The sequence below is a fragment of the Neobacillus phoenicis genome (genome assembly GCF_047302305.1).
In the GTDB taxonomy this organism is placed as follows: domain Bacteria; phylum Bacillota; class Bacilli; order Bacillales; family Cytobacillaceae; genus Neobacillus.
In genome coordinates, this window is the sequence record NZ_CP154847.1 from 682957 (window position 1) to 709294 (window position 26338).

The window sequence follows — 26338 nt, forward strand, 5'->3', positions numbered from 1 at the left end:
TTTGCAATACATCTATAGTAAAAAATAACAGGTTTGGGTGTGTTAGGAAAGTAGAAAAGGTGAAAATAGGAAATTTCACCCTTTGATTGGAGGCGGTTTCAACCTTGCTAAATTTGGAATTGATGATGAAAATAGGTATGAAATAAAATGAGTGGATAACATGATTAAATTGTAGATAGGGTGGGATTACGTGATCGAATTAAAGCTGCGTTCGATTTTAAAGCAGGTAAAAAGTGAAAATCCACAAAAAAGATATGAGGCTCTTGACCAGCTTTTTCAATATAAACAGGATGAAGGACTGGAAATTCAAATAGATGTGTTAAAAGATATCATCAAAACGGCGGCATCCAGCTTCCCGGAGCGCGTCGATAACTGGGACAACCCCTCATTTTATCTGATCGATTTTGTCTGCGATTTTCCGATGCCGGAAGTGGTGGAAGGCCTCCTCAAGTACTTCGACGGGTTGGACCTGCAGGCAAAAGAGCGTGCTATTGAATTTTTACTAGGAACAGAAGATGAGGAAATCTTTTATCTATTGGAAGAAAAAATCGTCGGGTTAATCCAATCATCGGAGAATTTCCTCATCCCAATAAGAGAGCTCGCCAACTATCCGATGTTGATTAATGGAATCCTTGATAAAACCCTGGACAAGCTGGACAGTAAATACTATAAATTTATGCTCTATGATTTATTATTATCGCTGAATTCCTCCGGCTTCGAGAAAGGGTATCGTAAAGAGATTGTTCTCCCGTCCTTGCTCAAGGATTATCAGGTGGAAAAAGAAGAATACTTGAAATTCGATGCTGATTTTTCCAGCAAGTATGTGTACACCGCATGGAAAAACAGCTATTTTGCGGTTCGGTCACGGATTCGATTGTTTATTAGTTTAATGGAATACTATTTTTCTGAGGAAGTGGGAGCGGAGCTGGAGCAGGCCATGCGTTTCCGCGATCCTTTTATTAAAACTGAAGCGCTACTGGTGTGCATTGGTAAAAATCTCCCTTACGATCCTAGTTTGTTAGCAGAAGCGGCCAATCAGATGGAAACGGCTGAAATGGTTTACTGGGAATTGAAGGAGAAGAATCTCGAGCATTTGTATCCAATTAAGGAAGGCAAGCAGCCCCATTTGGCGAAAACGAGGCTTTTTTCAACGATTATCAATCTGCCCGAGGAAGAAGAAGGTTTGATCCGTTTCCCTGAAGATATCCAGGTCATGGACAAGATTGAAACGGAAAATATGTACGGCCAGCCGGTCCGCTACTATTTGTTAAGCTTTATGGAGAACGGGACACGGTATGCGGGCTGGGCAGGAGGCTACGCGCTCGAGGATGGTGACGATACCGCTGAGTTATGGGACGGAAGCTACACGGATTTTGTTGAGTGGGATGCAGCTAGCATCGAAGAGCATAAGGCGGCCTTTTTCAAAAAAAGAGCGGAAGAACAGCAGGAACATGAATCGAGCATCTATTACGAGAGCTCGCCGCGCCTCAGTCGTGGCGCCTGGTTCTTCCTAGGCCTGGCGATTGTGCATTGGGTGAAGGCGGTGTTTACGGGTTTTGCCGAAGATTCGATTCCTATTTTGGTGCTGCTAACGGTCATTGGCGGTGGTTTTTGTTTATATGAACTAACGAAAAATAAGAAGCGCAAGGTCCAAATCGTCGGTCAGCAGCTTGTGAAGGTGGACGGATCGAAGCAGCACGTTATCGAGATCGCTGATATCAAAAAGATAGAGTACAACAAAAAGAACGTTGTGATTTATAACAAGAAGAACGAAGTGTCGTTCTCTGTCCCTCTACGCTGGGTTCACTACGACCTGTTTTATGCGCACATGAAAGAGCACACCAACCACTTAAAAGAACGACCATTTATACAATCATAGCAATAAAAACTGTGGGGACAGTCCCCCACCGCTTTAAAGCAGCGGGGGACTGTCCCCAGCTGTAGGATGAAACGGTTTGCCAACCAGTATAATGGATGGTGAATCGTTTTTTTGTTTTGGGTGATGAAGGACAATTTGGAGAGCGAGAACGGGAGGACTTTCCTTCATGAAGGGGATGAAGGACAAAATTGAAGAGGAACCGTGGCAAAATGTCTTTCATGGAGGGGATGAAGGACAAAATCGAGAAGGAATCGTGACAAAATGTCTTTCATGAAGGGGATGAAGGACAAAATCAAGAAGGGACCGTGACAAAATGTCCTTCATGAAGGGGATGAAGGACAAAATCAAGGAGGAACCAGGGAATGTAAATTATTTTGTGTAAATGGTTAAATCCTATATGATTTGACTATATTGAAACTAAAGTGTTCTTACCTACTAGGGGGATAGGGCAATGCTGGGGAGCAACCCGAGCACCTAGTAGGGTTCTGTACAAAAGGAGAGAGGATTTTTCCTCTCTTTTTCCTTTTGGGAGAACGAAAGCGATAAACCCTTAGGGCAGAGCCCTAACTTAACTACGTCAATTATTTCCCAAGCCGGCCCTCAAACATGATATCAAACTGCTGTCTACATTCTAACCATCCAGGAATAGGATTAGACCATTTATCTGTAACTCCAACAGTCGCAAGGTAAACAATTTTCCTTAATGCATTATCCGTTGGATAAGCAGTTTTTGTTTTTGTGACTTTCCTTAGTTGTCTATGGAATGCTTCAATAGTGTTGGTTGTGTAAATTAACTTTCTAATCTCTACTGGGTAAGAAAAGAAAGTCGTGAGTTCTAGCCAGTTGGTCTCCCATGATTTAATAACAGAAGGATATTTCTTTCCCCACTTTTCTTTAAACTCATCAAATTCCAATTCTGCTTGTTCAATTGTATATGCTTTATATACCTTTTTTAAATCGTCCATAAGTTCCTTACGGAATTTGTGAGGAACACACTTTACATTATTTCGTAATTGATGAATGATACAAGACTGAATATCTGTTTTCGGAAACGTGGCATTAATTGCCTCTGAAAATCCAGAAAGCCCGTCTTTACAGGCAATTAGGATATCTTGTACACCACGACTCTTCAAATCTTGGCAAACGTTCAACCAAAAACTAGCACTCTCATCTTCGCCGATCCAAATACCAAGAATGTCCTTAATACCATCTGTATTTACGCCTAAAACTGTATAAGCTGCCTTACTAACAATCCTATTTTCATGCTTAACTTTAAAGTGTATTGCATCCAAAAACACAATAGGATACACAGGGTCTAGTAGACGGGACTGCCATTCATAGACAAGAGGCAACACTTTGTCTGTAACCTTACTTACTAAACTAGAAGAGACGTTAATACCATAAATATCCTTCATGTGGTCCTCAATATCCCGTGTGGACATACCTTTAGAATAAAGGGCAATTATTTGATCCTCTAATCCATTAATAGAGGTCTCATATTTCTTTATAATCTGCGGTTCATATTCACCTTTACGATCTCTAGGGATATTTAACTTGGTTTCACCTAACTTAGATTTAATGGTCTTTTTACTATAGCCATTCCGGCTATTTCCCGTATTGATACCTTTAGAATCATGTTTGGAGTACCCAAGGTGCTCCTCAATCTCAGCCTCGAAAACCTGTTGGAGAGTCTCCTTGAAAAGGTCCCTAATCATGGCATGAATATCGTCCACTGTTTCACATTGACCTGCCAATTCTCTAATTGTCATATCCCTATAATTTTGCATAAATGATCATCTCCTTAATTGGTAAGTATAACCATTTACACAAAACTATAGACGTTCTCAGGAACCATGGCAAAATGTCTTTCATAGAGGGGATGAAGGACAAAATCAAGGAGGAACCATGGCAAAATGTCTTTCATAGAGGGGATGAAGGACAAAATCAAGGAGGAACCATGGCAAAATGTCTTTCATAGAGGGGATGAAGGACAAAAACGAAGAGGAACCGTGACAAAGTGTCTTTCATGAAGGGGATGAAGGACAAAAACGAAGAGGAACCGTGACAAAATGTCCTTCATGAATGTCCTTCATGAATGTCCTTCATACTTTACATGTCCCTCTGTAAATTCAGCATTTATTACATGAAAAAGAGGAAAACCACAGGATTAGGTTGAAATAGTGTTATAAAAGATGAGAGGAGGGCTTACCTACATGTTTTTTTTACTATTAAAGTACATTAAGCCAATTGAAGAAGTAGAAAAAGAATTAGAACCACACAGAGCCTACCTAGAAAAATACTACTCCTTACAAAAATTCATCTGTTCCGGCAGACAAAATCCAAGAGTCGGTGGGGTCATCCTTTGTAACGCAAACAACCGACAAGAAGTCGAAGCCATCATCCAAGAAGATCCATTTTACAGCAAAGAAATGGCCACCTACGACATCATCGAATTTATCCCAACCATGCACGCGGATGGATTTGAACAGTTTATCAGTATGTAATCGGGCAGAAGTGTCAGGCACCACACAAGCAGTAAAAATGGGGACAGTCCCCCAGCGCTTTAAACCAGCGGGGGACTGTCCCCAAACCTTACTCTTTCAACGGCTCATTCAAAACATTCTCTTCCAGCACGGAAAACTTGTCCCCATACACCTTGGTAATATGCTTTTCACCCCAGGCGCACAGCGAATCCAAGATCCCCTGCAACGTCCAGCCGTATTCACTCAACTCATACTCAACCTTCGGCGGCACTTGATTATACACAATCCGATTAATAATGCCATCCGCCTCTAACTCGCGCAACTGCTGGGTTAGCATCTTCTGCGTAATATTTGGCATCAGCCGCTTCAAATCACTCGTTCGCTTTTTCCCATGCGTTAAATGACAAAGAATCACACTCTTCCATTTCCCGCCGATGACCTCCAACGTCGCTTCCACCGATATATTAAATTTCTTCTTTTCCATCGTCCGTCTTTCCTCCTCTTCCATAGGCACCAAAAAGTACCTATGGAACCTAAAAGTATCTATAGCACTTCAAAGTACGTACTTTTCAATAGATTCTCTATCATCCATAATAACACTTGCCGGTCGAAAATAATCATACACTTTTTTACAGTTCACATACAACCACACAAAATGAGGAGGAAACACATCATGGCTTTAAATCAAAAACAAAGCACACTCGCACTGTTAGCCTTAGCAGTCAGCGCATTCGCTATCGGAACAACCGAATTCATAAGCGTCGGCTTACTGCCGATGATCTCAAACGATTTACACATTCCTGTGACCACCGCAGGATTGACCGTATCATTATACGCACTCGGCGTCACATTCGGTGCGCCAGTCCTAACATCGCTCACATCGAGCATGTCACGCAAGACCCTATTACTCTGGATTATGATTGTTTTCATCATTGGCAACAGCATCGCGGCGAGCGCGACCACCATAAGCGTGTTACTCGCAGCCCGCGTCATCTCAGCACTATCACACGGCGTCTTCATGTCGATCGGCAGCACCATTGCGGCTGACCTCGTGCCGGCCAACCGCCGCGCGAGCGCCATCAGCATCATGTTCTCAGGCCTCACCGTCGCCACCGTGACCGGAGTACCATTTGGAACCTTCATCGGCCAACAATTTGGCTGGAGAACCGCCTTTATCTTAATCGTAGTCATCGGCATCATTGGCCTCATCGCTAACAGCGTGCTCGTTCCTTCTTTCTTGAAAAAAGGAACGAAAACAAGCTTTGGCGACCAGTTCAAGCTCATGACCAATGGACGTCTGTTACTCATGTTCATCATCACGGCGCTTGGGTATGGCGGGACATTTGTTGTCTTCACCTATTTAGCACCATTACTACAGGATATAACAGGTTTTAAGGAAGGCACCGTTGCCATCATTCTACTAGCATACGGTGTGGCGATTGCCATTGGAAACATGATTGGAGGAAAGCTCTCCAACCGCAATCCAATCGGATCATTGTTCTACATGTTCATCGTTCAAGCGGTAGTCCTTTTTGTTTTAATGTTCACGGCACCATTTAAAGTGGCTGGACTTATCACGATTATTTTTATGGGACTACTCGCCTTTATGAATGTACCAGGACTACAGGTGTACGTAGTCATGCTAGCTGAACGGTTCGTACCAAGCGCGGTTGATGTAGCGTCAGCCCTCAACATCGCTGCCTTTAACGCCGGTATCGCCATCGGTTCCTACCTGGGCGGAGCGATCACCGACTCTATCGGCCTCATCCACACCACTTGGATTGGAGCCATAATGGTCCTCGGCGCCGTCATCCTTACAGGCTTGAGCCGCGGCCTCGAAAAGAAAGACCAGCAAGCCAAAGCCTTTGCAAAACAAGCGGGCTAAAGGTAAAATGCAAGAGGTTAGGGTGTCAGGCACCCCTCGTGGACACTTGTTTTTCTACAGTAGACATCGCGGTGCATGACACCACATGAAGACATTTGTCCTCCTAAGGTGGACACAAAACATTTTTACAACAAGAGGAGGTTGTTTACTATGGTTAAGAATTTACAGGATACTACAACATTAAGTAATGGCGTGAAGATGCCTTGGTTTGGGCTTGGTGTGTTTAAAGTGGAAGAGGGCTCTGAGGTAGTGGAGTCTGTGAAGGCAGCAATTAGAAACGGATACCGCAGCATCGATACAGCGGCCATCTACCAAAACGAAGAGGGCGTGGGACAAGCCATCCGTGAATCAGGAATCGCTCGTGAAGAACTATTCGTGACTTCTAAGGTATGGAATGCAGACCTTGGCTACGAGTCTACGATTGCTGCCTATGAAACAAGCCTACAGAAACTAGGATTAGAATACCTAGACCTTTACCTTATTCACTGGCCAGTAGCGGGAAAATATAAGGAAGCATGGAGAGCGTTAGAGACCCTTTATAAAGAAGGCCGTGTCAAGGCAATCGGCGTAAGTAATTTCCATGTTCACCACCTTGAAGACATCATGAAGGATGCGGAAATCAAGCCGATGGTGAACCAAGTGGAATACCATCCGCGTTTAGCGCAAAAAGAAGTCCGTGCATTCTGCCAAGAGCATGGCATCCAGCTAGAAGCTTGGTCCCCATTAATGCAGGGACAATTGCTCGACAATGAAGTACTTCTAGGAATCGCACAAAAATACAACAAATCCGTGGCTCAAGTCATCCTGCGCTGGGATCTGCAAAACGGCGTCGTGACGATTCCAAAATCAATCAAAGAACACCGAATCATCGAAAACTCACAAGTATTCGATTTCGAGTTAACCGCTGAAGATATGGAAGCCATCGACAGCCTCAACGAAGACCGTCGTGTCGGACCAGACCCAGACAACTTTGATTTCTAAGATAAACCAAAAAAGGTAGCTCAACGCTACCTTTTTAAATGTAATTCGCTGATAAAATCTCACATTCGCTGATAAAATCTAATATTCGCCGATAAAAGGTGAAGATGCGCTGATAACTGCCTAGAAATCACTGATAAATTTCATAATCAGTTGAATTAGTGTAATTTTACATCAAAAAAGTCCTCGGTTAGTGCATCGAACTCCGAATTTTTGTTAAAATATCCACCTGTGCCTACTTCTTCGCGAACTTCGCTAGTGTCCGCAGCACCGAATAAACAAATCGAATGCTTTTTCCCACGTATCCGGTACGATTAAAGCTGCCAATGACATACACATCCAATCCAGGATTATACAGCATAAACGAACCCGTCGAACCTAAATGACCCCACACATGATACTTTTGTGTAAAAGGCTGCATCCGCACCCGCATCAATCCGAATCCATAATTAACGCCGATCCACATTTTCGTCCACTTTTGCATCGTTGCCAATGACTCTCGGCTAATCAACTGTCCACCCTCCAAGGCCTTCATAAAAAGGAACAGGTCCTCAGACGTGCTCACGGTTTGTCCCCCGGCAAAAATACTGCTAAAGCTCTTATGCGCTGTAACATCTACTTTCTTATCTTTCATAAAAATAGTGGCAACAGGATATTCACTCACTACCGCTGGCTCCGAGTAATGGCATAAATATGAGTGCTTCATCCCAAGCGGATCAAATATGTATTCATGCAAGACTTCGTGGTACGGCTTTCCGGTTACTTTTTCAATAATCATCCCTAACAGATTAAAGCCGGTATTCGAATAGTGGCAGCCCTTACCCGGTGCGAACTTGGGTGTTAAATGCTGCTTCGTCCATTCAATTGTTTCCACCGGAGTCCAAAAGCGGGACGGTTCCTGAAACAACAATTCCTGAAACGAAGGACCGTTTTTCGGCTTCAACTCATAATAATCCGGTAAACCAGAAGTATTGCTAACCAAATGGTCGATGCAGAGTTCCTGCGAATAATCGGTCCCTTTATACACATGCAAACCCTTCACTAGGTCTTCTGGTAAAAACTTCGCAACTCGATCGGTATAGCTAATTTCACCTTTTTCTACTAATATCGCAATCAAGACGGCTGTAAACGTCTTGCCGACGCTCGCTGTATGAAAAGGCTGCTCAGAATTAGCGGGCACGTCGCCTGTTTTTCCGCGCGCTACATTCAAATGGAGATTATGAGAATCAGAGTGAACGAGCAAATAGGCGTTATCAACCTTGGCATCAGAATCTACGGTCTTGCCGAGTTTTTTTTCAATGACTTGAAACATACTTTCCCCTCGCTTCCATATTTGTTTATATGAAACTATTTAAATTTAATTACAGTTATTTTAATAAATGGAAAAAAACACCTCGTAACTTCTATCTTATCATCCGATAGTAAGAAAAGTAATAACAATATGAAGCTGATGATTGCTGTTCTCTTTATAGACACTCACCTATGGGAACCAAATGGAATATCTTATGCTTAATTACGATAGGAACGGAGGAAAGGCATGGGATATTTTGTTCCGGTAGAGCAGGTTGTAAATTTATATGTGGAAGATCTCAATCCAAGTGGTAGCAAGACGATTGTGTTTATTCATGGTTGGCCTTTGAGCCATAAACAGTTTGAATATCAGTTTAATGTTCTTCCTGCAAAGGGGTACCGCTGTATTGGCATCGACTGGAGGGGGTTTGGGAATTCGGATAAACCAGTGAGTGGATACACGTATGACCGACTGGCAGATGATATCCGCGTGGTGATGGGCGCCCTTCAATTACAGAATGTGACACTCGTAGGTCATTCCACGGGGGGATCCATCGCGATTCGATATATGTCTCGATACAATGGGTATGGTGTGTCCAAACTAGTCTTGGTTGACGCAGCGGCTCCGACAGGCTTTACACCGGAAACGGCGGATAAATTTCTGAAGGAAACGTTAAAGGATCGCCCAAAGATGATGCAGGAAGTGACAGATGGCTTTTTCTTTCAGTATATTACGCCCCAATTCTCCGAGTGGTTTTTCCAAATGGGCTTACAGGCGGCAGGGTGGTCGACCGCGGCAGTGGTGGTTTTACTGAGGGATGAGACGGTGCATGCCGATCTTCCAAAAATAGAGGCACCCACGCTAATTATTCACGGCATTCATGACAAGGTGATTCCTTTTCAGCAGGCACAGGAACTTCAGCGAAAAATAAGAAACTCACAGCTTGTTCCGTTTCAATATAGCGGCCATGGTGCTTTCTGGGAAGAGCGTGACAAGTTTAATCAGCTGCTGATACAATTTAGTAGTTAATAACGAACTATAAAGGATTTAAAAAATGAAAAATCAAAGCTATAAAGTTATCTTCTTGAACGCAGGGAAAATCAGGGTCCGCAATAATCGATTGGGGATCAGGTTAAGCACCGATCTGATAAATAGACGGAGAAATTCCGCTTATTTAGAAATTTTTATAAAAAAAGGCCTAAATAGGCGGAGAAATTCCGCCTATTGACTCAAAAAATGCGAAAATAGGAGATTTTTTTTTGCATAAGCGGAAAATCTCCGCTTATTTACCCGCGAAAAGAGCTCCATTCTGCATTTAAGCGGAAAATCTCCGCTTATTTTACTTTTACTGGTTCCTCTTGTTTAAAAGGGAGTAAGTATATTTCAAAAATCCAAGAGAACTCATCTTGATGCATTGCGGTGAACCGTAGCACAAGTAAGTGAGGTTTTACCTTTTTTATACCAATAACGATGCCAAGACGACCGTCATTTCGGCACGTATTTTAAGAAAAGCACCTCAAAACGAATCTCTTAACTCTTATGAGCAAACCTCTTCATTAATTTTTGATGAAAAAATAGTAGGAAGATAGGAAAATGAGAGCTAAGCAGACTACGATTATGCTGAACACATAGTAAGCTTGGATAGCTGCTGGAATAAATGGGACTATTAGCATCAATAGACCTAAAACCACAAACACTTTTCCGCCAAATCGATGAGTTTTTTTCCATACCTCTTCACTTGCTAAGGTCCATGGTGTACGAATACCAATAAAATAATTATGTTTAAATTTTGGGCTAAAGTTGCCGATAAGAATAAATAATAATCCAACTAGTTCTGGCACCACATGTGCAGGATTAATCTTTCCTAAGCTAGTTGTAATTTGGACAACCTGCATTAAGAAGAGAAAGGATAGGATGATATTCATGATCAGATAATAGGTATCTTGAAATCGTTGATAATTCTTTTTCTTAGGATCGATTTTTGGTAGGAGAATGGTCAAAATATACAAAATGAGCATGGTTCCCGGTAAAAAAAGGGCACCGTAAGATTTTTGCACGAATTCATCAGGAACACCCTTATAATTCCAATGTGCACCCACCTGTTGAGGTAAGTAAGGATAAGCAATACCTGTGCCAATTAGTACCATTACTAATAAAAGTAAGCCAAACCAGTGTTTTTTCATTTTATCTCCTCCTCTTCCTCTTTCTTTAGAAAATCCATAAACCACGTGACCACATCTTCAAATACACTCGTATTTAAGGAGTAGATGATTTGTTGCCCCTTTTTTTCTGAATCCACCAAGTTCGCTTGTTTTAATAGATTCAAATGATGGGATATGCTTGGCTTCGTCATGTTAAAATGGTCAGCAATTTCTCCTGCAGATAAGTCCTGTTTCTTTAGTAAGTGTAGAATCTTCCTCCTGCTCGGATCAGACAACGCCTTAAACGCATCATTCATTTTTATAAACCTCCTAGGGGGACAGTCCCCCACTCCTTTAACGCATTACTGCTACGGGGGACAGTCCCCCGTCTTGGTAAAGTGTTAACGCATCGGGGGACTGTCCCTCTATATTTAGGTATTTAGAAAATTATCTAAATATAGAGTAATAAATTCCCTAAAATTAGTCAATAGGTTCTTTTAAATATTTAGATAAATTTCTAAATGTTAGCGGAGAGGTTTCCATTGATACAATTACCGTAGCCGATAATTATGGGATAGGTAAGCTGCTATTGCCGTTAACTTTAATAATGTGGATCATCTTTCTTGTAGCAACCTTGATGGGGATCCAGGTCAGAAAGAAGACATTTTCTTCGAGTCTTTAAGAGGCGAGCGATTCTTCATTAAAGAAGGTCGCTTTTTTTTAGTTAAGAACGGCCTTTTCTTATAACGAGAACCAACATCCATACCACCATTGCACTGAGAAACGCGATAAAAATAGGAACAAACACATTGTTTACCATAGAAATTCCCCCTTTAGATGATATAATTATCGTATCATAATTAGAAGATATTGGATATTGAAAATATAAATCTCTTTGCATCAATCGTATATTGAAGCCATGCTTGAAGGTGAACTTAGTATAAATGTTGAAAGTAACACTACAGCCGCCATTTATTGGCGGTTTTTTATTGTGTTGGCTCTCTTTTGTTCTAACAAACAATGTGATTGGAGCGGAAGGCGGCGAAGACTCCTGCGAGAGTACGGGGCAGGGGAGACCCCGCAGGAGCTCAGCGACGAGGAGGCTCCCCGGCACGCCCGCGGAAAGCGAAGCCGCCTGGAGCGGAAATCAACATCCAAGTTTAATACAGCCATTGCGTTAAAAAAATTTATTATTTTTTGTAACGAAAAGGACTTTAATCGGATATATAGAGCGAAAGGAGGAAAGGCCTTGGGAGAACTAGATGAAATTTATTACAAGTATGCGGATGACGTCTTTAAATATCTGATGTGTCTTTGCCACAATGCGGACCTAGCAGAAGAACTTACACAAGAAACTTTTTTTCAAGCGGTGAGATCAATAGATAGATATAACGGCGAATGTAAAATGTCAGTTTGGCTTTGCCAAATTGCGAAGCATTCCTATTATAAATACCTTGAAAAAAATAAGCGGCAACGAAATGAAATTTTTCGAGACGATCCTTTACATACTTCTCCTGAAGCTGAATTTATTCATTCCGAAGACAAAATTGCTCTCTACCGTATCATACACCTGCTTGAAGAACCGTATAAAGAGGTGCTTTTGCTACGAATTTTAGGCGGTCTAAGTTTTAAAGAAATAGGAGAAATTCAGCTGAAGAATGAAAACTGGGCAAGAGTGACGTTTTATCGAGCCAAAATGAAATTAAAGGAAAGGGGTAAGATGGGGAATGAACAATAAGTGTCATATTGTAAGAGATTTACTACCATCTTATATAGACGATCTGTGTAGCAACGAAAGTCGACAGTTTATTGAGGAACATGTTGCTTCATGTCATGTATGCAGGGATGTACTACATACCATGGAAAATGATGTGGAAGTTTCTGATGGAATCGAACAAAAGAAGAGGCTGGAAGCAAAAAAACCATTCAAAAAAGTAGCTGCATTTTTCAATGCTCAGAGAAGGCTAACTAAATATATCCTTATAACGGCACTCATTTCATTGGGGCTAGGAATCTGTTTTCTTGCCAATTCGATGGTGAAACAGAAAGAATATAAGGCTGAAGTAACTAAGCTTGAAATGGTCGAACAAGAAAAGGCAGATATTATGGAGGATGTTTTTCATATTCTTGGCTCTTCAAATGAAGTGACGAAACTAGAAGAGGAACAACTGCTCGAAGTATTTAATAAGTACAAGGAAAAACTACATTTATTAGCGATTTTTCCTGCTGCCGATTTAGGAGATTGGGTAAAGGAAAACCCTTCTGTAAGAAAGGAACCTACAACCATATTTCCAATTGAATATCATAAAGCTGTCTCTGTTATTGGAAGCGAGGGCATTATTGGGGCGAATAAACAAATTATTTCTAGTCAATATGATTTAGGAACGGTAGTCATGGCGAATTCAAAGTGGGTGATCCAATATGAATACAAAAGTTCGTATGAAAAGACTGTGGAGAGGCATCATCAGTTTAAATACTATGGACCAAGCGTTTGGAGCTTTTTCCAACTGCCTATTCTCCTATTTGCGATATTTAGTGTTCTATTGATAGTTTGGTTGATCCTGAAAAAACATAACAATCATATAAAAGATGTAATGGGGTAAAGTACGTAAGACCGCTCAAATTGGGCGGTTTTTTTCATTATATTGGTTATTTTAAAAAAGAGTTTAAAAGAGGTGGTGGAAGTTTTACGATAAGCCAAAATCTTATATTAAGGATGAGCTTCCCTTTAGTGTAGGCCCTTACTTGTCTCTTTCCATGTGGTTACTTAAATGTTCTTATGGTAACTTTAAAAAGTTTGTGTTTCTTAATGTGATTGCAGACGGGCTCTTTGCTTTTTTCTTTATTGATGTACTAAAAAAAATGTAAAATCATCCGTCTAAATCGCTTAAATCGTTTTCAATTTTTCATCTATATACACTATAAAGCGTATTTATTATATGGTGTACAGTATTTAATTGAAAAAATAAAAAGGATTTGAGGAACGAACCAGAAAGGTACACCACTATGGTTTAGTGTGTACCTTTCTGCATTCTTATCGATTCATCGCCTTTTGAATCTCTGGATGATTCATGAGGATTTCATTGCCATAAAAATAACTAAGAGACAGAGCAAGGACGAGACCTATATAGATGAGAAATAATTTCGCTTTTGTTTTTTTTTCGGTTTTATAATAGGTTTCGGTTGTCTTTACATCCTTTTTATACTCAGCTAGTTTTTCTTCTAAGCGGATGATGAACCTCTCAATCACTTGTTGATTGTCAGCAAAGGCGTCCTCACTCGAAGAATAGGTCCCCGTTAATTGTTGAAGATAGAGCTCTCTTTTTATTTTTTCAATTTCCAGATTTAATGTGCGAAGTATTTCTGTAATCTCAAAGTTCTTAATGCTCCATCTAAGCTTTTTAACGGTTTCATGGACCGAATCCAAGTGATGAGATTCATGCTTTAAATTTTCTATTGCGTGCTCCAGTTCTTGTATTTCTAATTGATGTGCCTGTAAATTCTTTTGTTTTTTATATAATTTGTACCATTCGGTTGAACCCAAAATAACGATCAGGAACCCTATAAAGCTAAGATTCATGACTGAATAAGTGAGTAATAGGATAATTCCCAATCCCCATAGCTTCGTACTGATTCCTGCTGCAATTCTTCCTCCATCCAAGGGAGTAATCGGTATTAAGTTAAATAAATTTAGCATCCCGCCTAAAATAATTAGAAGAGCCCAGAATGGTTCATGGGTAAAAATATACAAGGGAATAGCAGGGAAAAAGGATAATAGTCCAAATAAAGGCCCCATATACGCAATAAATCCTTCATCTTTTGCATTCTTAGGCATTTCCTTCAGGCCGATGACCGCACCGACAAAAGGAATAAATAAAGCGGGGCTAACTGGCAATTTGATCCGCTTTGCCGCATAAAGATGACCCATTTCGTGAACAAACAATAGATAGACGAGAGCTACTGCAAACTTCCATCCAAAAATAAGTGCGTAGGTTCCGAGATAAATAAACATGCTCACAAGTGTTTGGAGTTTAAGTATCTTAAATATAATGAAAAGATATTTAAATTTACCTAATAATAAAGCGCCAATGGTACCTATTACTCCCCAAGTGGTTTTCTTGCCGTTGCTGCCCTCGACCATCTTTTTCTCCACACAAACATCCCCTTTTAAAAACACAACCAAAAATCTAGTCGTATGTCTATTATACGAGAAATAAATGGAAAAAGATTCAAAAAACAGGTTTAATAATAATGGAAGAGTTTGAGATGTAAATCAAAATGGTTAAGCTATTTTTAATGTGATAGGTAGGAAGGATGATCCAATTGAACAATCTAACGAAATTTAAAATAGGTAAGCCGGCAAATGAAGTATTTGAAGCCTTCGTCGACCCTTCGAAAATCGGGAACTTTTGGTTTTCCTCCAGTTCTGAAAGATGGGAAGAAGGCAAGGCCATTACATTGAGATATGATGAATACAATGCTGAAGTTGTTATTAAAGTATTGGAAGTGGTTAAAAATAAGAAGATTGTGTTCTCGTGGGGTGAAGCAGAGGATGCTCATATTGTAACGATTACACTAAAAGAGAGTGAGAATAGGAGTACGGTTATTGAGGTAAACGAAGAAGGGTTTAATGAAGAAGGTGAGGAGTTTATTCATCATTTGATAGACAACAAAGAAGGCTGGGTCTATATGTTAAGTTGCTTAAAGGCGTATTTAGAATTTGGTGTGACCAAATTGAGAGCGGGGCTCGTGAAAGAGTGACCTATTAAAGAAAGCTGCTATTTTTAGCGGCCTTTTCTATGTGTATGAAAAATTCTTTTTGTATCAACCTCATTATTTAAGGAAATATATAAAATATAGAAAATCGGTTTTGAGGATGATAAGTAATGGTCGAACATGTAACCAAATTAACGTCAGCAGAATTATCGATGTTGTGGAGTACATATATTGGTGACACGATGTCTATTTGTGTGATGAAGCATTTTTTACAAACCTGCGAAGATCAGGATATTAAGCCAGTTATTAAACTGGCACTCAGCTATTCCTACGACCATGTGACTCAAGTTTCCGATCTATTTACAAAGGAAGGAATTCCTGTGCCTAATGGATTTGGAGAACAAGATGTGAACATGCAGGCAAAGAAGCTTTTTTCCGATGTTACCTACATGCGTTATTTGCACCATATGGGGAGAACCGGATTGAACTCATACAGCTTAGCGAAGTCAGTTTCCGCGCGGAAAGATGTACGTACCTTGTTCAAACAGTTTTACAGTCAAACGGAAACGTTATATGACCGTAATGCAGAGCTCATGCAGGAAAAAGGAGTCTTTATTCGCTCTCCTTACATTTCCTATCCTGATAAAATTGAGTATGTAACGGATAAAAAGTTCCTTGGGGGATTAATAGGTGCTCCCCGGCCGCTTCTTGGAGTAGAAATTGCTCATTTAGGAGTAAATATTGAGGTGGCAAACATAGCAAAAACCATCCTTTTAGGTTTTAGCCAAGTAGCTCAGTCTAAGAAAATGAGCGATTACTTTAAAGATGGATATGAGTTAGGAAAGAAGATGGTAGAGGATTTTATGGTCAAACTTAAGGAAGATGACAACTCCTATCCATCCACATGGGATTCTACAATCTCGAACAGTATAGAGGCGCCATTTTCAGATAAATTGATGTTATTTCATACGAATGCCCAAAGTGCGATTGGTCTTGGCGATTTTGGACTGGCGATTGCTTCCTCTTTTCGAAAGGATTTAATCCTAAGCTATGAAGGGTATATCCTTAAGGTCGGGGCCTATGCGAAAGAAGGGGCAAACCTGTTAATTGATCATGGATGGTTCGAGAAACCTCCACAATCGATTGATAGAGAATCAGTAAGAAATCAAAATAAATATTAGGCTTTAAAAAAGGGGGTACCTTATGTTCTTTGGACTAAAGAAAAAACTCGCAACGATTTTATTAATGGCTATTGGAGCTGGGATACTCACCACACTTTATACAACGATACTTTTCCTTTATGTATATAAAATTAACAAAAAAGTAAACAAGCTACTCTAGATTTGCAGGCCAATATAGATGTGACCATCGTCAACCATGTGATATTTAATTTAAAGGCTGTGTTAAAGAACATTGTTGATTTTTAACTCTGTTGATTGGAGCGGAAGGCGGCGAAGACTCCTGCGGGAGTACGGGGCAGGGGAGACCCCGCAGGAGCGAAGCGACGAGGAGGCTCCCCGGCACGCCCGCGGAAAGCGAAGCCGCCTGGAGCGGAAATCAACAGACAAGTTTAACAGAGCCAATTTAAAAAAAGCTGTATTAAAGAATACTAAAGGGTTCCGTTTTGTGGTGCCTTCTTATTAAAGTATTGACGTATGTATTGGCATACGTCTTTTTCTTTATTTTTCAAGGTTCTTGAGAGGGTCCGCACTCATCGGCTGGGAGATCAGGTTAAGCACCCGACTGATACATAGACGGAAAAATTCCGCTTATTTTCCCTTTGCTGGTTTATCCTTCCACATTCCCCGCATGTTCTCTGTGATACTCAGGTCCGGAACCTACACGATTCTCGGAAATTAGAAAATTTTTCTATATTAGAAAATAGATGTATGGTAAAATAAGTGTAAAATTACACTCCTCGGTAAGGGGGATTTCCTATTATTAAGAAACTCATACTAGTAATCCTCTCGCTTGGTGTCTTCACCTGTTCAGTTTCCTATGCAGTCTTCCGGTATTCGTTAAACCACTATTCGGATGACCTGTACCAAGAGCATACCATTCAGGATGTCGGGAGACTCCTGCCAACGAAAATTGAGCGGATTGAAAAAGGGAAAGAAGTAGAGCAAATTGTCGATATCCTGAAGGAAGCAAAAAAAGATAGGTTAAAAGTGAGCATTGCCGGAAAAAGGCACTCCCAGGGCGGGCATACCTATTATCCGGACGGGGTGGTCCTGGATATGTCTAGTTTTAATAAAATTCTAGAAATAGATGAAAAAAGAAAAACGATTCATGTTGAAAGTGGAGCCACGTGGGACGACATCCAAAAAGCCCTTGGACCAAAAGGACTCGCCGTCAAAGTCATGCAAAGCCAGAATATTTTTACCGTCGGAGGGTCGATCAGCGTGAATGTGCACGGCCGGGATATCAAAAACGAATCCCTTGGTCAAACGATCAACTGGTTCCATCTATTGCTTCCTAATGGAAAAATCGTGAAAGTGGACCGTGTTGGCGAACCAGAGTTATTCATGGATGTTCTTGGCGGATACGGTTTATTTGGTGTGATCTTAGATGTGGAATTGCAGGTGACCGATGATGAGGTATACGAGATTCGCACGAAAAAGGTGAGTGTAGAGGAATTCCCGGCGTATGTCCATGCCTTAAGGGAAAACCCAGGGGTGAAGATGGCTTATGGGCGTATTTCAGTGGCTCCTCGGACATCGATGAACAGCATGTTTGTCGTCGAGTACCATACAACCGAGTATCCCCTGACGGAAAAACTTCGCGTGTTGAAGGGGGACGAGCAGCCCTTTCTGACCTATTTCTTACTCAATTTATCCCGTAAGACCGGCTTTGGAAAGGATTGGTTGTGGAACCTGCAGGAAAAATACTTCCTTTCGCTTGATCATCGTTTAATCTCAAGGAACAACGCTATGCGTTCAGAAAGCGACTTTCTACTGTATAAAAATCAGAAGAATACCGACACCCTGCAGGAATTTTTCGTTCCAATCGATGAATACCCTGCCTACGACGAGGACATGAAGGCTTTTTTGAAAAAAGACGACATCAACCTGCTGAACTTCACCATTCGCTATGTATCAAAAGACGACTTATCAAGGCTATCTTATGCTAAGACAGATATGATCGCCCTTGTCGCACTGTTCAACCACGGCAAACAAAAGCAGGAAGTCGAAAAGGCGCAAACGTCGATTCGAAAAATGATTGATATTACCTTGAGGCACAACGGAACCTTTTACTTGCCGTATTATCCTTACGCAACTAAACAACAGTTGCTTGAGGCCTATCCGAACTTTCCTGAGTTTGTGAAGGAAAAGGAGATGGTCGACCCAAATGGGGATTTTACCAGTCTGTTTTATGAGAGGTACAGGGATGAAGACTAAATGGATGATCCGCGGAAGTGTGCTTGTCATTCAGACGGCGGTCTTCCCTTATTACTTGCTTTTTTTGAAAAATATTGGGGAAACGTACAGCACGTTCTCTCTGTTATACGCGATGTTCGCTCTATCATCAGCCGCTTGTTTTTATGCCCTAACCTGGATTCCTCAAGCACTTCCACTTCGAAAAATGTACAGTGTCTCGTTGTTCGGACTCGGCTTATCCATGATTGCGGTGCCGTTTGCCGAAACGGTCCTTCATGTGTGCTTCATCCAATGCGTAATGGGGATTTTTCAAGCATTTTACAAACTAGCGGAGAAAGAGTTTGATAAGAAAGACAATCTAAGCTGGAAAAAGGAAAATCTCCATCAATTTCTTTTGCAACTCATCATCGTCGCGAGCATCCTTGGAGCAGGATTCATCTTTGACTGGTTCTCCGTTCATATGCTGTTTTACCTTGCGGGGGCTTGGTATATGGTGAATGCTTGGTTGGCATTAAGAAGAACATATCGTTCTGACCTAAAAATATAATGAAGTGAACAGGAATAATGAGGGACAGCAGAGAATGAATTATTGCTAGCTATTAATTGGGTATACAAGAGTAAGGAGGGTATGGGGATGTATAAGAAAATTGCGTTGGCAACAGATGGTTCTGAACACTCCAAGAGGGCAGCAGAAAATGCAATACATATGGCAAAATGCAGCTCTAACTCCAAGATTGAAGTCATTTATGTTGTGGATCATGACAAAGTGAAGTCTGATGTCCTTAGTCATTGGAATGCCGCAGATATTGGTGATGCCCGTAAGAGACGAATGAGGGAAGTAGAGAGAATGGCGAAGGAATCAGGAGTCGCCTATGAGCTTATCATTCTCCACGGTGATCCTGGTCCAACGATAGTTGATTACGTGAATAAAAACCACTTTGAAATCGTTATTATTGGGAGTAGAGGACTAAATGCCCTTCAGGAATTCGTGCTCGGAAGTGTGAGTCATAAAGTCGCGAAGCGGGCAAACTGTCCTGTATTGATCGTGAAATAATTCGGAGACCCATTAAGGGTCTTAGGCTGTCGAAAACTTTCGATAGTCTTTATTTCATATGAACCCTTTAATGATTTACCGCATTAATTACATGTGATGCTAGTATTATATAGAGCTTCAAATTAGTATGTTGATTTCCGCTCCAGGCGGCTTCGCTTTCCGCGGGCGTGCCGGTGAGCCTCCTCGTCGCTTCGCTCCTGCGGGGTCTCCCCTGCCCCGTTCTCCCGCAGGAGTCTTCGCCGCCTTCCGCTCCAATCAACAGTGCGTATTCAATTAGAACCTTCCATTCATCTAATAAATAATAAAAATAGGCTGTTTTCGTAAAGAATGTTGTTATTAATCCGTTCAAACTCCGATTCACTAACAAATAAGGTGTAAAACGGTACTTTATTAATTAGTGAATCTGTTTTATCAGCGATTTTTTCATATTTATCAGCGAATTGAACCACTTTATCAGCGAATTTCAAAGTTTATCGGCGAATCCAAAAAGCAACAAACTTTTAGAAAAAAGCCTAAAAATAAGTGGTGAAATAAATATTTTTAAGCCAAAAGTTTAGCCAAAGTGAATATGGATTTGTGTCTATTGAAGAATTAGTTCTTTTATCTAAATATGAAAAATTGCACAGATACAATCTTTCTCGACATTCTGAGACCCATTAAGGGTCTTTTTATTATGGATGTAACTCCCAGATAAATTTTTGATGTTATATTGAAAAACAAAGAAAAGAGAAGGAAATCAAAGTTAAGATAAAATGTGTCCGCTTACATTAAGTTTCACAAATTTGTCACATTCCTTTATACTATGTTCTGTTATCAACGGCCCCGACTTTCATGAGAGTTGAAAGTCAATTAAATAAAAACAAAACAAAGGGAGATGTGCTAGATTTGAATGTAAGTACAATTAAATATGAATGGTTTGGAAACATCAAGGGAGATGTGTTGGCAGGGATTGTGGTAGCTATGGCTTTAATTCCAGAAGCGATTGCTTTCTCTATTATTGCCGGGGTAGATCCAATGATCGGGCTATACGCATCTTTCTGTATTGCCGTTACGATTGCTTTTGTCGGTGGTAGACCTGGGATGATTTCAGCTGCTACAGGTGCAACTGCGCTATTAATGACGACCTTGGTGAGAGACCACGGGTTGCAATATTTACTTGCAGCCACAGTGTTAACAGGTGTCATCCAAATCATTATGGGTGCGTTAAAGCTAGGTCGGTTGATGAAGTTTGTACCGCGTTCGGTTATGACTGGGTTTGTTAACGCACTAGCCATCTTGATTTTCGCGGCACAGTTGCCTCATTTTGTGGGCGAATCATGGCAAATGTATGCGATGGTTGCGGGCGCTCTTGCGATCATTTATATACTGCCTCGTTTTACAAAAGCGGTCCCATCACCATTAGTGGCTATTCTCGTGATCACGGCGATTTCTATTTTTACAGGAAGTGATGTACGTACGGTAGGAGATATGGGTGAATTAACATCCAAGCTGCCTATATTCATGATTCCGGATATTCCATTAAACTTTGAGACACTCCAAATTATTTTTCCATATTCTTTATCTATCGCTATCGTGGGTCTAGTAGAGTCATTATTAACCGCTTCAATTGTGGATGACATGACAGATACGCAAAGTGATAAGAATAAAGAAGCACGTGGACAAGGGATCGCCAACATTGTTTCTGCTTTCTTTGGCGGTATGGCCGGATGTGCGATGATCGGCCAGTCGGTGATTAATGTGAAATCCGGTGGACGTGGACGACTGTCTACGCTGGTAGCCGGTGTATTTCTAATGACCTTAATCGTTTCGTTAAAAGGCTTCCTCGTGCAGATTCCAATGGCAGCCCTTGTCGGGGTTATGTTCATGGTATCGATTGGTACCTTTGATTGGTCTTGCTTAAAATCCTTTAAGAAGGTGCCAGTCACGGATACACTTGTTATGGTTGTCACTGTCTCTACGGTAATTAAAACACATGATTTATCGAAAGGTGTTTTAATTGGAATCATTTTAAGTGCGATTTTCTTTGCAGCAAAGATTTCAAAAGTGAAGGTCACAAGTCTAGCAGCCGAAGGTTCACATAAGAAGGTGTACCATGTTTCAGGCCAACTTTTCTTTGCTTCGGTCACAGACTTTGTTAATAGCTTTGATTATAAAGAGAACGTCGATGAAATTGAATTAGATTTATCGAATGCTCACCTTTGGGACGACTCAGCTGTGGGCGCCATTGATAAAGTGGTCATTAAGTACCACCAAAACGGAGTTAAAGTAAATCTAAAAGGAGTAAATACGGAAAGCAACAAGCTCCTTGAAAAAATTGCCGTTCATAATAAGCCGGGCGGACTAGAGAAAGTCGCTGGGCATTGATAAGGGTGGGGACAGTCCCCCGTTGCGCTAAAGCGCCGGGGGACTGTCCCTAAAAATATGTAAAAAATTATCGAAACTAGGAGGAAGTCTAGTCACGTTCCATTAGTACTCATATTCTATAAAAGCCAAAACAATTGGACGAGTCAATTTTATAGAAAGGTAAAGGGGTGCTTTATGTTTGGACGTCATTTGGATGAACAGGTAAAGACAAGTGTAAATTCCATTGTAAAGTCATTGGAGTCATTAGAAAAGTTATCTCAAGATATGAAAACCATGATTAGTCATTTTAACTGGTCAAGAAATATCAAAAGTAAAAAAACCAAAAATAATGATTTTCCATGGTCAAAAAGTATCAAACGTGAAAGGGAAAAAATAAATACAGATCATGTTCCACTAGACAATGCTAGCAAAGGAATAGCAAAAATTCCAAATGGAGATATTGAGGTTAGCATTATTATTCCATCCCAAAACAAGTATCCACTAAATTTATTTACCCTCTACTCACTCGAATATCAAACCTTTGATCCAGCTAAAATGGAAGTAATTCTTATTGATGATGCTTCGACGGATGAAACCGAAGGACAACTTAAAACCTATCAACCCCCTTATCATTTCAAGTATATTCGTAATACAGAAAGGGTTGGTAGAGCTAGAGTCAGAAATGTGGGCATTCAAGCTGCAAGAGGGAGTGTCCTTATTTTTCTCGATGCAGAAATGCTGACTGAGCCCAACTTCGTTGAAAATCATTATAAAAATCATCAGAACCAAAATAATCTAATTTTATCGGGGGCTATGTATTTAAGGGCATTGTATTCATGTATTTTCCCTACTTTCTCCGAGCAACAAATAAAAAAAGTGGCTGACTTAACCAAACAAAATCAAGAACTGTATTCAAGATATAAACAGTGTAAATTCCCTCTCGATCGCCCGTATCCATTAATAGATAAAAGGGAAATAGCCCAAAAAAGTTTCAAAAATCTATCATTCAATGCATACCCATGGTACCAACAAATAGTAAGGAACTTTAATCAGGATTTGGAAGGGTTTGCCTTTCCTTGGATGGCCTTTCTAACAGGGAACATGTCGATCCGCAGGGAATTAATCATACAAGCTGGCTTGTTCGATGAGGAATTTTATCATTACGGATATGAAGATTGGGAATTAGGCTATCGTTTATATCAAATGGGAGCTCAATATAAAATCAGTAATGAAATCGTCACATACCACCAGGAGCATCCGGTGCAGGAAAGGAAATGGAAAGAGGCAGTTGGCAACTTTGGTCTCTTTAGCATTAAACATCATGACGTGGATGTATTGATCTTGGGATTAGAGCTTGCTAGAATGACCGATTTACTGACCATGAATCATATATTAAAGGAATATAAATTACTGTTACAATCCAATCCTACTCACTTCCAAAGCTTCAGTGAAAGATTCATTTGTATTTTAGAAACCATAATCCTCCTTCTTGAGGTCGATATTCGTCACTTTAATCTCTTAGGTGCAGCAGGCTTTAATGCAAAAGCAAGAAATGATTTGAAAAATGATATGAAACAAATAAATAAGCTGAAAAAATATCCTAATTTAACTGAATTTTTAGACAAGATTATAAACGAAAACTAATGGGAGGAGTATGAAAGTGGTATCCATCATTACTTGTACGATTAGAGAAGAGTTCATGGATAATGTGTTTACTAATTACCAGCAACAAACGTGGAAGGATAAAGAATTAATCATTATTTTGAATAGAGATTCGATGGACATGGACAAATGGATTCAAAAGGCCATGGACTATCCGAATGTCAGAGTCTATCAATTACATGAAAAAGCAACCCTAGGTGATTGTTTGAATTATGGGGTATTACTAGCTAATTATGATATCATTGCTAAATTTGACGATGATGACTATTACGGTCCTGATTATATTACGAACTCAATGCCGGCATTTGAGGACAGGAATGTTTCTATTGTGGGTAAAAGCGCGTGTTTTATCTATTTTAAAAACAGGAAAGCACTCATACATGTAAATGGAAATGAGAACACTTTGACCGACTCGGTGGCAGGTGCGACGTTAATGTTTAGAAAAGAAATATTTTATTATATTCGTTTTGAAAAAGTGAATCGTGCCGAAGATTACTTTTTCATTGATGAAAGCAAAAAAAAAGGATTTACTATCTATTCAACTGACCGTTATGATTTTGCTGCAATCCGGCATAACGCAGAAAATCACACTTGGAAAATCTCTGATGAGGATCTTATGTCGTGGGGAGATTTAATCGCTGAAACGGATGATTTTCCATCTTTCGTGTCAAAAAGGAAAGATGGATAAAGTATAAATCTGCTGCCTTTAAAGCGGCAGATTTTATTACTATCATTCTCTTAACCTCATACTGAAGTAGTAACTACCCTTTTTATTATATTTTATATTTACATAATCAGTAAGTAGTGGATTTACTATATAATGTCGTCAAACCAACCTGAAGTGCAGAGAGTGTTAAATCGGTAACCGGGGAAAGGAACTACAGTTGTTCTACAAATCCCAAAAGTGGATGATTTAAAAGAGGGAATATTTACCTATTAATAGAATACTAATTATAAGAAGAAAGTAGAATGATTATAAAAATTATAGGGGGTAGTGTGATGAGTGAGATCGTATGGGGTAGTCCGGCAAGTTTGTTCTGTTTAGGTTTTTTCTTTGCGGGGTTAGGAGTGTTTATTAAACTATCAAGAATGCCAAGAAAGTAAACTAAATAGATCAAACATAAAAATAGCAGCCGAGTTTGGCTGCTATTTTTGTTTCAGAAGAACTAATGCCCTCTAACATAAAACGATAATTCGATATGGCGTGGTTTGAGCCGGGATACTTTTCGTGGCAGGTCCATAAATAACGATGAGATCTCGGTTCGCAGGGCTTTTTGAAAAGAGTTGCCCATTGGTTAAGACCATTTGGGTATAAGGAGAGAGATTTAATCGTAATTGGCCATCGCTACTCACTAGTTGACTATCAAAATAGGATACTTTTACATTCTGGTATGGACTATCTTTTACCATGACAAGTGCCCGATATTGTGGTGGATAAATAAGCGGTACAGGTGCATTTCCATCATAATATCCAGTGACTCGATCTCCGACTTTCACCATTGCATGGTCTACAAAGTAAGTGGTTGGAGACACGACGAAATTTACGGTTCCTCCAACTCCATTTTCTACGGACATTAATTGATAGCAGCCTTCTCCTTCGCCAGTTTGCCCAGTGAAAAAATCACTAATCATGGTGACGGTCCCATGAAATGAATAAAAATTGATCATATTCATACCTCCATTAATTAAGGCAGACGGTGGACCTAAAATCCCCCTAAAACATTTATATGTAAGGGAGAGCCTATATGATAATTAGGGACAGTCCCCCAGCGCTTTAAAGCGCTGGGGGACTGTCCCCTTTTTAGGGCAAAAGCCCATTTCTTATAGAACAAGTTGTTAGGCGTATGACTATTGAATAGGATGAGGGGAGATGAAAATGTAAGGAGTGCGAGGTATGTATCCTAGTTATGTAAATCCGTATGATAACAATCCATATAATCAACAAGTTTATGGTTATTCAGCTCCCGTTCAGCAGGTGGAATATCATTATACAACCCATGATGACAGACAATTTGGCGGGTTTTTGCCGCCATTTGGAGGGTCAGGCCAAGGAGGAGGATTTTTGCCGCCATTTGGAGGGTCAGGCCAAGGAGGAGGATTTTTGCCGCCATTTGGAGGATCGGGCCAAGGAGGAGGGTTCCAACCGCCGTTCGGACCACCTGGCCAAGGAGGAGGGTTCCAGCCACCATTCGGGCCGCCTGGTCAAGGGCCATCAGGGCAACCGGGCCAAGGGGGTCCAACATCCGGACCGCCAACAACTCCACCGCCTTCGTATGTTCCCCAACAACAAGCAACCGCATTTGCCGTTGACCCAGGCGGGATTAGACGATGCCTTTTTAGATTTACGTATATATGGCTAAGGGGACGTGAACAGTTCTGGTTCTTCCCAATCTTTGTTGGCCGAGACTCAGTCGCCGGGTACCGTTGGACTGGATTCAGATGGATGTATTTCGGAATTAGCCTCCGCCAAATCCAATCATTTACTTGCGTCTGATATAAAGGGTGTACATGAAAAGGCTGCTATCCTAG

Annotated in this window: 25 protein-coding genes; 17 read left to right on the plus strand and 8 right to left on the minus strand. The window is 40.6% G+C overall.

The genetic code is table 11. The annotated features are described in order from the left end of the window. Window positions 1-190 precede the first annotated feature (190 nt). Window positions 191-1879, plus strand: coding sequence for a hypothetical protein (locus tag AA0X95_RS03485; RefSeq protein WP_413305404.1), 1689 nt, complete (start codon window positions 191-193; stop codon window positions 1877-1879). A 581-nt stretch (window positions 1880-2460) separates the two neighbouring features. On the opposite strand, the gene AA0X95_RS03490 is transcribed toward AA0X95_RS03485, so the two are convergent. After that, window positions 2461-3666, minus strand: a complete 1206-nt coding sequence (locus tag AA0X95_RS03490) for an IS256 family transposase (protein WP_413299614.1) — start codon at window positions 3664-3666, stop codon at window positions 2461-2463. A 426-nt stretch (window positions 3667-4092) separates the two neighbouring features. Between AA0X95_RS03490 and AA0X95_RS03495 the strand changes: the two genes are divergently transcribed. Next, complete coding sequence (locus tag AA0X95_RS03495; RefSeq protein ID WP_413305406.1) at window positions 4093-4383, plus strand: YciI family protein; 291 nt, start codon at window positions 4093-4095, stop codon at window positions 4381-4383. A gap of 88 nt (window positions 4384-4471) precedes the next feature. Here AA0X95_RS03495 and AA0X95_RS03500 read toward each other — a convergent pair whose 3' ends face one another. Further along, window positions 4472-4846, minus strand: a complete 375-nt coding sequence (locus tag AA0X95_RS03500; RefSeq protein WP_413305409.1) for a winged helix-turn-helix transcriptional regulator — start codon at window positions 4844-4846, stop codon at window positions 4472-4474. A 189-nt stretch (window positions 4847-5035) separates the two neighbouring features. Here AA0X95_RS03500 and AA0X95_RS03505 point away from each other — a divergent pair, with 189 nt between their 5' ends. Next, window positions 5036-6247 carry an MFS transporter gene (locus tag AA0X95_RS03505; protein WP_413305411.1) on the plus strand — a complete coding sequence of 404 codons (1212 nt, stop codon included), beginning with the start codon at window positions 5036-5038 and terminating at the stop codon, window positions 6245-6247. Window positions 6248-6397: 150 nt separating this feature from the next. Further along, complete coding sequence (locus tag AA0X95_RS03510; protein ID WP_413305414.1) at window positions 6398-7228, plus strand: aldo/keto reductase; 831 nt, start codon at window positions 6398-6400, stop codon at window positions 7226-7228. Between the two features lie 232 nt (window positions 7229-7460). Here AA0X95_RS03510 and AA0X95_RS03515 read toward each other — a convergent pair whose 3' ends face one another. After that, a complete protein-coding gene (locus AA0X95_RS03515; RefSeq protein ID WP_413305416.1) occupies window positions 7461-8537 on the minus strand; it encodes a serine hydrolase domain-containing protein in 1077 nt (358 codons plus the stop codon). A gap of 225 nt (window positions 8538-8762) precedes the next feature. On the opposite strand from AA0X95_RS03515, the gene AA0X95_RS03520 reads away from it, so the two are divergent. After that, window positions 8763-9545: an alpha/beta fold hydrolase gene (locus AA0X95_RS03520; protein WP_413305419.1), complete on the plus strand. Its 783-nt coding sequence runs from the start codon at window positions 8763-8765 to the stop codon at window positions 9543-9545. Between the two features lie 527 nt (window positions 9546-10072). On the opposite strand, the gene AA0X95_RS03525 is transcribed toward AA0X95_RS03520, so the two are convergent. Beyond that, a complete protein-coding gene (locus AA0X95_RS03525; protein WP_413305422.1) occupies window positions 10073-10699 on the minus strand; it encodes an SdpI family protein in 627 nt (208 codons plus the stop codon). Further along, on the minus strand, window positions 10696-10974 hold the full coding sequence (locus AA0X95_RS03530; RefSeq protein ID WP_413305425.1) for an autorepressor SdpR family transcription factor: 279 nt from the start codon (window positions 10972-10974) through the stop codon (window positions 10696-10698). Before AA0X95_RS03530 ends, AA0X95_RS03525 begins: the two co-directional genes overlap by 4 nt. Before the next feature lie 932 nt (window positions 10975-11906). On the opposite strand from AA0X95_RS03530, the gene AA0X95_RS03535 reads away from it, so the two are divergent. Together AA0X95_RS03535 and AA0X95_RS03540 are read left to right on the plus strand one after the other, a co-directional pair. Further along, a complete protein-coding gene (locus AA0X95_RS03535) occupies window positions 11907-12395 on the plus strand; it encodes an RNA polymerase sigma factor (protein WP_413305428.1) in 489 nt (162 codons plus the stop codon). Continuing rightward, window positions 12385-13260 carry a zf-HC2 domain-containing protein gene (locus AA0X95_RS03540; protein WP_413305431.1) on the plus strand — a complete coding sequence of 292 codons (876 nt, stop codon included), beginning with the start codon at window positions 12385-12387 and terminating at the stop codon, window positions 13258-13260. The genes AA0X95_RS03535 and AA0X95_RS03540 overlap by 11 nt, the downstream gene beginning before the upstream one ends. 431 nt (window positions 13261-13691) lie before the next feature. Here AA0X95_RS03540 and AA0X95_RS03545 read toward each other — a convergent pair whose 3' ends face one another. Continuing rightward, window positions 13692-14798, minus strand: coding sequence for a site-2 protease family protein (locus tag AA0X95_RS03545; RefSeq protein ID WP_413309829.1), 1107 nt, complete (start codon window positions 14796-14798; stop codon window positions 13692-13694). A 182-nt stretch (window positions 14799-14980) separates the two neighbouring features. Between AA0X95_RS03545 and AA0X95_RS03550 the strand changes: the two genes are divergently transcribed. The 6 genes from AA0X95_RS03550 to AA0X95_RS03575 all read left to right on the plus strand — a co-directional run bounded on the left by AA0X95_RS03550 (window position 14981) and on the right by AA0X95_RS03575 (window position 19804). Beyond that, window positions 14981-15418: an SRPBCC domain-containing protein gene (locus tag AA0X95_RS03550; RefSeq protein ID WP_413305434.1), complete on the plus strand. Its 438-nt coding sequence runs from the start codon at window positions 14981-14983 to the stop codon at window positions 15416-15418. 125 nt (window positions 15419-15543) lie between these two features. Then, window positions 15544-16554, plus strand: a complete 1011-nt coding sequence (locus AA0X95_RS03555) for a DUF3231 family protein (protein WP_413305437.1) — start codon at window positions 15544-15546, stop codon at window positions 16552-16554. A gap of 22 nt (window positions 16555-16576) precedes the next feature. Further along, window positions 16577-16714, plus strand: a complete 138-nt coding sequence (locus AA0X95_RS03560; protein WP_413305440.1) for a hypothetical protein — start codon at window positions 16577-16579, stop codon at window positions 16712-16714. A 758-nt stretch (window positions 16715-17472) separates the two neighbouring features. Continuing rightward, a complete protein-coding gene (locus AA0X95_RS03565) occupies window positions 17473-18771 on the plus strand; it encodes an FAD-binding protein (protein WP_413309832.1) in 1299 nt (432 codons plus the stop codon). Continuing rightward, window positions 18761-19297 (plus strand): hypothetical protein, encoded by a 537-nt coding sequence (locus AA0X95_RS03570; protein ID WP_413305443.1) that lies wholly within the window; start codon window positions 18761-18763, stop codon window positions 19295-19297. Before AA0X95_RS03565 ends, AA0X95_RS03570 begins: the two co-directional genes overlap by 11 nt. Window positions 19298-19384: 87 nt before the next feature. Beyond that, window positions 19385-19804, plus strand: coding sequence for a universal stress protein (locus AA0X95_RS03575; protein ID WP_413305446.1), 420 nt, complete (start codon window positions 19385-19387; stop codon window positions 19802-19804). Between the two features lie 287 nt (window positions 19805-20091). On the opposite strand, the gene AA0X95_RS03580 is transcribed toward AA0X95_RS03575, so the two are convergent. Further along, window positions 20092-20271 carry a hypothetical protein gene (locus AA0X95_RS03580; RefSeq protein ID WP_413305448.1) on the minus strand — a complete coding sequence of 60 codons (180 nt, stop codon included), beginning with the start codon at window positions 20269-20271 and terminating at the stop codon, window positions 20092-20094. 418 nt (window positions 20272-20689) lie between these two features. On the opposite strand from AA0X95_RS03580, the gene AA0X95_RS03585 reads away from it, so the two are divergent. The 3 genes from AA0X95_RS03585 to AA0X95_RS03595 all read left to right on the plus strand — a co-directional run bounded on the left by AA0X95_RS03585 (window position 20690) and on the right by AA0X95_RS03595 (window position 24497). Beyond that, a complete protein-coding gene (locus AA0X95_RS03585; RefSeq protein ID WP_413305451.1) occupies window positions 20690-22168 on the plus strand; it encodes a SulP family inorganic anion transporter in 1479 nt (492 codons plus the stop codon). Window positions 22169-22342: 174 nt separating this feature from the next. Then, window positions 22343-23791 (plus strand): glycosyltransferase family 2 protein, encoded by a 1449-nt coding sequence (locus AA0X95_RS03590; protein ID WP_413305454.1) that lies wholly within the window; start codon window positions 22343-22345, stop codon window positions 23789-23791. 16 nt (window positions 23792-23807) lie between these two features. After that, window positions 23808-24497 (plus strand): glycosyltransferase, encoded by a 690-nt coding sequence (locus AA0X95_RS03595; protein WP_413305456.1) that lies wholly within the window; start codon window positions 23808-23810, stop codon window positions 24495-24497. A 488-nt stretch (window positions 24498-24985) separates the two neighbouring features. Here the strand turns inward: AA0X95_RS03595 and AA0X95_RS03600 are convergent, their stop codons facing one another. Continuing rightward, window positions 24986-25477 (minus strand): hypothetical protein, encoded by a 492-nt coding sequence (locus AA0X95_RS03600; RefSeq protein ID WP_413305459.1) that lies wholly within the window; start codon window positions 25475-25477, stop codon window positions 24986-24988. Window positions 25478-25703: 226 nt separating this feature from the next. On the opposite strand from AA0X95_RS03600, the gene AA0X95_RS03605 reads away from it, so the two are divergent. Next, window positions 25704-26303: a hypothetical protein gene (locus tag AA0X95_RS03605; protein ID WP_413305461.1), complete on the plus strand. Its 600-nt coding sequence runs from the start codon at window positions 25704-25706 to the stop codon at window positions 26301-26303. The last annotated feature ends 35 nt before the right edge of the window (window positions 26304-26338 follow it).

What these genes read in the sequence shown, in the direction of transcription:
- AA0X95_RS03520 (WP_413305419.1), top strand. Translation starts at nt 8,763, where the DNA reads ATGGGATATTTTGTTCCGGTAGAGCAGGTTGTAAATTTATATGTGGAA.
- AA0X95_RS03500 (WP_413305409.1), bottom strand. Translation starts at nt 4,846, where the DNA reads ATGGAAAAGAAGAAATTTAATATATCGGTGGAAGCGACGTTGGAGGTC.
- AA0X95_RS03495 (WP_413305406.1), top strand. Translation starts at nt 4,093, where the DNA reads ATGTTTTTTTTACTATTAAAGTACATTAAGCCAATTGAAGAAGTAGAA.
- AA0X95_RS03540 (WP_413305431.1), top strand. Translation starts at nt 12,385, where the DNA reads ATGAACAATAAGTGTCATATTGTAAGAGATTTACTACCATCTTATATA.
- AA0X95_RS03590 (WP_413305454.1), top strand. Translation starts at nt 22,343, where the DNA reads ATGTTTGGACGTCATTTGGATGAACAGGTAAAGACAAGTGTAAATTCC.
- AA0X95_RS03525 (WP_413305422.1), bottom strand. Translation starts at nt 10,699, where the DNA reads ATGAAAAAACACTGGTTTGGCTTACTTTTATTAGTAATGGTACTAATT.
- AA0X95_RS03605 (WP_413305461.1), top strand. Translation starts at nt 25,704, where the DNA reads ATGTATCCTAGTTATGTAAATCCGTATGATAACAATCCATATAATCAA.
- AA0X95_RS03560 (WP_413305440.1), top strand. Translation starts at nt 16,577, where the DNA reads ATGTTCTTTGGACTAAAGAAAAAACTCGCAACGATTTTATTAATGGCT.
- AA0X95_RS03530 (WP_413305425.1), bottom strand. Translation starts at nt 10,974, where the DNA reads ATGAATGATGCGTTTAAGGCGTTGTCTGATCCGAGCAGGAGGAAGATT.
- AA0X95_RS03555 (WP_413305437.1), top strand. Translation starts at nt 15,544, where the DNA reads ATGGTCGAACATGTAACCAAATTAACGTCAGCAGAATTATCGATGTTG.
- AA0X95_RS03600 (WP_413305459.1), bottom strand. Translation starts at nt 25,477, where the DNA reads ATGATCAATTTTTATTCATTTCATGGGACCGTCACCATGATTAGTGAT.
- AA0X95_RS03515 (WP_413305416.1), bottom strand. Translation starts at nt 8,537, where the DNA reads ATGTTTCAAGTCATTGAAAAAAAACTCGGCAAGACCGTAGATTCTGAT.
- AA0X95_RS03545 (WP_413309829.1), bottom strand. Translation starts at nt 14,798, where the DNA reads ATGGTCGAGGGCAGCAACGGCAAGAAAACCACTTGGGGAGTAATAGGT.
- AA0X95_RS03570 (WP_413305443.1), top strand. Translation starts at nt 18,761, where the DNA reads ATGAAGACTAAATGGATGATCCGCGGAAGTGTGCTTGTCATTCAGACG.
- AA0X95_RS03505 (WP_413305411.1), top strand. Translation starts at nt 5,036, where the DNA reads ATGGCTTTAAATCAAAAACAAAGCACACTCGCACTGTTAGCCTTAGCA.
- AA0X95_RS03510 (WP_413305414.1), top strand. Translation starts at nt 6,398, where the DNA reads ATGGTTAAGAATTTACAGGATACTACAACATTAAGTAATGGCGTGAAG.
- AA0X95_RS03490 (WP_413299614.1), bottom strand. Translation starts at nt 3,666, where the DNA reads ATGCAAAATTATAGGGATATGACAATTAGAGAATTGGCAGGTCAATGT.
- AA0X95_RS03575 (WP_413305446.1), top strand. Translation starts at nt 19,385, where the DNA reads ATGTATAAGAAAATTGCGTTGGCAACAGATGGTTCTGAACACTCCAAG.